The organism is Methylobacterium sp. WL6 (genome assembly GCF_008040095.1).
Lineage (GTDB): Bacteria > Pseudomonadota > Alphaproteobacteria > Rhizobiales > Beijerinckiaceae > Methylobacterium.
Genome location: NZ_VRVH01000331.1, coordinates 1 through 4737, shown reverse-complemented (window position 1 = coordinate 4737; position 4737 = coordinate 1). Strand labels below are relative to the sequence as shown.

Annotated in this window: 4 protein-coding genes; 3 read left to right on the top strand and 1 reads right to left on the bottom strand. The window is 71.0% G+C overall.

The features are described 5' to 3' along the window. On the top strand, positions 1-1000 hold a 1000-nt coding region (gene dxr / locus FV230_RS24800; protein ID WP_147844295.1), incomplete at its 5' end, for a 1-deoxy-D-xylulose-5-phosphate reductoisomerase. A 120-nt stretch (positions 1001-1120) separates the two neighbouring features. Here dxr and FV230_RS24795 read toward each other — a convergent pair. Further along, complete coding sequence (locus FV230_RS24795; protein WP_147844294.1) at positions 1121-1762, bottom strand: TetR/AcrR family transcriptional regulator; 642 nt, start codon at positions 1760-1762, stop codon at positions 1121-1123. Between the two features lie 126 nt (positions 1763-1888). Between FV230_RS24795 and FV230_RS24790 the strand changes: the two genes are divergently transcribed. After that, positions 1889-3109 (top strand): HlyD family secretion protein, encoded by a 1221-nt coding sequence (locus FV230_RS24790; protein ID WP_147844293.1) that lies wholly within the window; start codon positions 1889-1891, stop codon positions 3107-3109. Between the two features lie 98 nt (positions 3110-3207). Further along, complete coding sequence (locus tag FV230_RS24785; protein WP_246694987.1) at positions 3208-4722, top strand: DHA2 family efflux MFS transporter permease subunit; 1515 nt, start codon at positions 3208-3210, stop codon at positions 4720-4722. Positions 4723-4737: the final 15 nt, after the last annotated feature.

Here is a 4737-nt window from a genome sequence, read left to right as displayed (position 1 = left end):
GGCCGCCGGCGCGGCGCTCGCCGAGGCGCTGTCGGGCTCCGGCATCCCGTCCGGGGCGGGCGAGGCGGCGGTGCTCGACGCGGTGGCGCAGGAGGCCGACATCGTCGTCGCGGCGATCAGCGGGGCCGCCGGCCTGAAGCCGACCCACGAGGCGCTCCGCCTCGGGCGGCAGGTCGCGCTCGCCAACAAGGAGAGCCTGGTCTGCGCCGGCGACGCCTTCATGCGCGACGCCAAGCGCTACGGCGCGACCATCCTGCCGATGGATTCCGAGCACGACGCGCTCAGCCAGGCGATGGCCGGCCGGCCGCTGGAAGACGTGCGCACCATGATGATCACCGCCTCCGGCGGCCCGTTCCGGACCTGGACGCGCGAGCGCATCGCCGCCGCCTCGCCGGCGGAGGCCGCCGCCCACCCGACCTGGTCGATGGGGATGAAGATCAACATCGATTCCGCCTCCCTGATGAACAAGGGGCTGGAGCTGATCGAGGCGCACCACCTGTTCGGCATCGAGCCGGGCCGCCTCGACGTGGTGGTGCATCCGCAATCGGTGATCCACGGGATGATCTACTGGCTCGACGGCGCCGTCACCGCCGAGCTGGCGCTGCCCGACATGCGCGTGCCGATCTCGCACTGCCTCGGCCTCGGCGACCGCCTGACCATCGCCCGCGGCCGGTCCCTCGACCTCGTGGCTTTGGGCAGCCTCACCTTCGAGGCCGCCGACGAGGCGCGCTTCCCGTGCCTGCGGATCGCCCGCGCGGCGCTCGCCGAGGGCGGCGCGGCGCCGACGGTGATGAACGCGGCCAACGAGATCGCGGTGGCGGCCTTCATCGCCGGCACGATCCCGTTCTACGGCATCGCCGACCTCGTCGAGCGCGCGATCGCGCATTTCGCGGGGATCCACCGCACCGCCCCCGACGGCGTCGAGGAGGCCCTGGCGATCGACGCCGAGGTGCGGGCCTGGAGCACGGCCGCTTTGCCGCGGATGCGCGCGGCCGGCTGAGCGCGACGGATTTTCCGATCCGCACCGCGCCTTCCCTCCCCCCTTTGAGCGGGGGAGGGAAGGGTGCTCCGAGTCGAGGCCTGGCCGCATCCGCACGTCGTCGGGAGCGAAGGGCGTGCCTCAGCGCCCCGGGCCGTAGCCCGCGAAGAACACCCGCACGGCCTCGCGGATGCGATAGTCGATCTCCTCCCGCGTCACCGGATCGCCGGCGTGGAACAGCAGGCGCGTCAGCAGGCCGGCCTGGCAGAGATGCAGGAAGTGCTTGGCGGCGAGGTTCGTGTCCGCCGCGTTCAGGCGCCCGGCCGCCACCTGCGCGTCGAGGTAGGCGGTGAGCCGCGTCACGCCCATCGCCGGGCCGGCCTCGAAGAAGGCCTGCCCGAAGCGCGGGAACTTCTCGCAGGCGCCGATCACCATGCGGATCACCGCCACGTGCTCGGGCCGCACCATCTCGATGAGGTAGGTGGTGCCGAGCCGCGTCAGCACCGCGGCGACGTCGGGGTCGTCGGCATCCAGCAGGAACAGGGCCTCGGCCAAGCCCCGCTTCTCCTCCAGGGTCAGCGCCTCGAACAGCGCCTCCTTGCTGTCGAAGTAGACGTAGAGCGTGCCCTTCGAGACGCCGGCCGTGCGAGCGATCTCGCCCATGCTCGCGCCGTCGAAGCCCGCGCCCATGAAGACCTGGCGCGCGCCGTCGAGGATCTGGCGGCGCTTGTCGCTCTCGGGCGTGACGGCGTCTCGTTCCAGCGTCGTGGAGGTCGCGGGCATCTTGGCGATCCTGATTGACCGAACCGTTCGGTCAATGATATCTACTGCGTCGGAACGGCGGACGTCAATCGTCCTCGTCGATGACCGAACCGTTCGGTCAGCAAGTTTCAAGCTGGGATTTCGGGCATGTCGTTGCGCGAGGATGGCGACCGGATCGATGCGGCCGAGGCGACCGACGCCGTGCGGGACGAGCGCGCCGAGGCGCCGCGCGCCACGTCGAAGGCGGCCGCGGCCTCGTCCCACGTCCCGGCTCCCGCCGAGGCCCCGGTGGTCAGGAAGCGCTCGCGCAAGACGCTCGTCCTGGCCGGCCTGCTCTGCGCGGCGTTGGCCGGGGGCGGCTACCAGGGCTGGCAGTACTGGACCGTTGGGCGGTTCTTCGTCACGACCGACGACGCCTACGTGCAGGCGGACATCTCGGTGCTCGCCGCCAAGATCTCCGGCTACCTCGAAGCCGTCCCGGTGGTGAACGGGCAGTCGGTCAAGAAGGGTGACGTGATCGCCCGGCTCGACGACGGCGACTACCGGCTCGCGCAGCAGGCGGCGCAGGACAAGCTCGCGACCCAGGAGAGCACCATCGTGCGGATCGGCCGGCAGGCCGAGGCGGCGCAGGCGCAGGTCGTGCAGATGGCCGCCCAGATCGACGCGACCAAGGCCGACGCGGTGCGGGCGCTCGCCGACTACAACCGCGCGACCCAGATGCAGGCCGACTACGTCGCGAAATCCCGCCTCGACCAGGCCAAGGCCGACCGCGACCGCACCGATGCCGCGGTCAAGGGGGCCGAGGCCGGTCTGATCGCGGCCAAGGCCAACGTCGAGGTTCTGCACGCCCAGCAGCGCGAGGCCGAGAGCCTCGCGGCCGAGCTGCGCACCGCCGTCGACCGCGCCAAGCGCGACGTCGCCTTCTCGACGATCCGGGCGCCGTTCGACGGGGTCGTCGGCAACAAGGCGGTGGAGGCCGGCGCCTACGTCGCGCCGGGCTCGCGCGTCGCCGCCCTGGTGCCGCTCAAGAGCGTCCGCATCGATGCGAACTTCAAGGAGACCCAGCTCGTGCGCGTCCGCCCCGGGCAGCACGTGCGCATCGAGGTCGACGCCTATCCCGACCGCGAGATCGCGGGCGAGGTCGAGTCGCTCTCGCCCGCCTCGGGCTCGGTGTTCAGCCTGCTGCCGCCCGACAACGCGACCGGCAACTTCACCAAGATCGTCCAGCGCCTGCCGGTGCGGGTGAAGGTGCCGGCCGACGTCGCCGCCGAGGGCCTGCTCCGGCCCGGCCTGTCGGTGACGGTCCGCATCGACACCCGCGACGGCGCCGACGCGCCGCTCCTGCGGACCGCGCATAAGCAGGACTGACCGCCATGGCCGCGACCGCCGCCGCCAGCCCCGGCCGAGCCCCGATCTCCGCGGCGCCGCCCTCCGCGACGGCCGAGCCGCCGCTCGACCGCCGCCGGATGGTGGCGTTCCTGTGCATGGTGTTCGGGATGTTCATGGCGATCCTGGACATCCAGATCGTCTCGGCCTCGCTCAACGAGATCCAGGCCGGCCTGTCGGCGTCGGGCGACGAGATCCCCTGGGTCCAGACCAGCTACCTGATCGCCGAGGTGATCTCGATCCCGCTCTCGGGCACCCTCTCGCGGGTGCTCTCGACCCGGTGGATGTTCGTGATCTCGGCCGGCGGCTTCACGCTGATGAGCGTGATGTGCGCCACCGCCTCCTCGATCGACGAGATGATCGTCTGGCGCGCGCTGCAGGGCTTCATCGGCGGCGGCATGATCCCGACGGTGTTCGCCTCCGCCTTCACGATCTTCCCGCCGTCCAAGCGCTCGATCGTCTCGCCGATGATCGGCCTCGTGGCGACGCTGGCGCCGACCATCGGCCCGACGGTCGGCGGCTACCTGACGGACCTCGGCTCCTGGCACTGGCTGTTCCTGATCAACGTGGTGCCCGGCATCGCCGTCACGGTCTCGACCTTCTTCCTCGTCGACTTCGACGAGCCGAACCTCGATCTGTTCAACAGCTTCGATTGGTACGGGCTCGCCGGCATGGCGGGCTTCCTCGGCTGCCTCGAATACGTGCTCGAGGAGGGGCCGAACCACGATTGGCTGCAGGACGACGCGGTGGCGATCTGCAGCGTCATCGGCACGGTCTCGGCGGTCGGCTTCTTCTGGCGGGTCTTCACCGCGAAGCAGCCGATCGTGGACCTGCGCGCCTTCGCCGACCGCAACTTCGCCGCGGGCTGCGCGGCGAGCTTCGTCCTCGGCATCGGCCTCTACGGGCTGACCTACCTCTACCCGGTCTACCTCGCGCGGATCCGCGGCTACTCGGCGCTGCAGATCGGCGAGACGATGTTCGTCTCGGGCCTGTGCATGTTCGCCACCGCGCCGATCGCCGGGCGGTTCTCCGGCAAGGTCGACCCGCGCATCCTGATGGCGATCGGGTTCTCGGGCTTCGCCGCCGGGACCTGGATCGTCACCGGGCTGACCAAGGATTGGGACTTCTGGGAGCTGCTGTGGCCGCAGGTCCTGCGGGGCTGCTCGCTGATGTTGTGCATGATCCCGATCAACAACATCGCGCTCGGCACCCTGCCGCCGGCCCGGATCAAGAACGCGTCCGGCCTCTACAACCTCACGCGGAACCTCGGCGGCGCGGTCGGGCTCGCGCTGATCAACACCCTGCTCAACGATCGCTGGGACCTGCACCTCGAGCGCCTGCACGAGCGCTTCACCTGGGCCAACGGCGCGGCCCTGGAGCGCCTCGACGCGATGCGCCGCCAGTTCGAGGCGACCGGCGGTGACGCCGAGAAGATGGCCCTGAAGGCGCTGACCAACACCGTGCGGATGCAGGGGCTGGTGATGAGCTTCGAGGACGTGTTCCTCGTGCTCACCGGCCTGTTCCTGCTGATGGCGCTGGCCACGCCCCTGATCTGCAGGCCGGCGGCGGCGGCCGCCGGGGGAGGCGGGCACTGACGGGCAGGCGAGGCG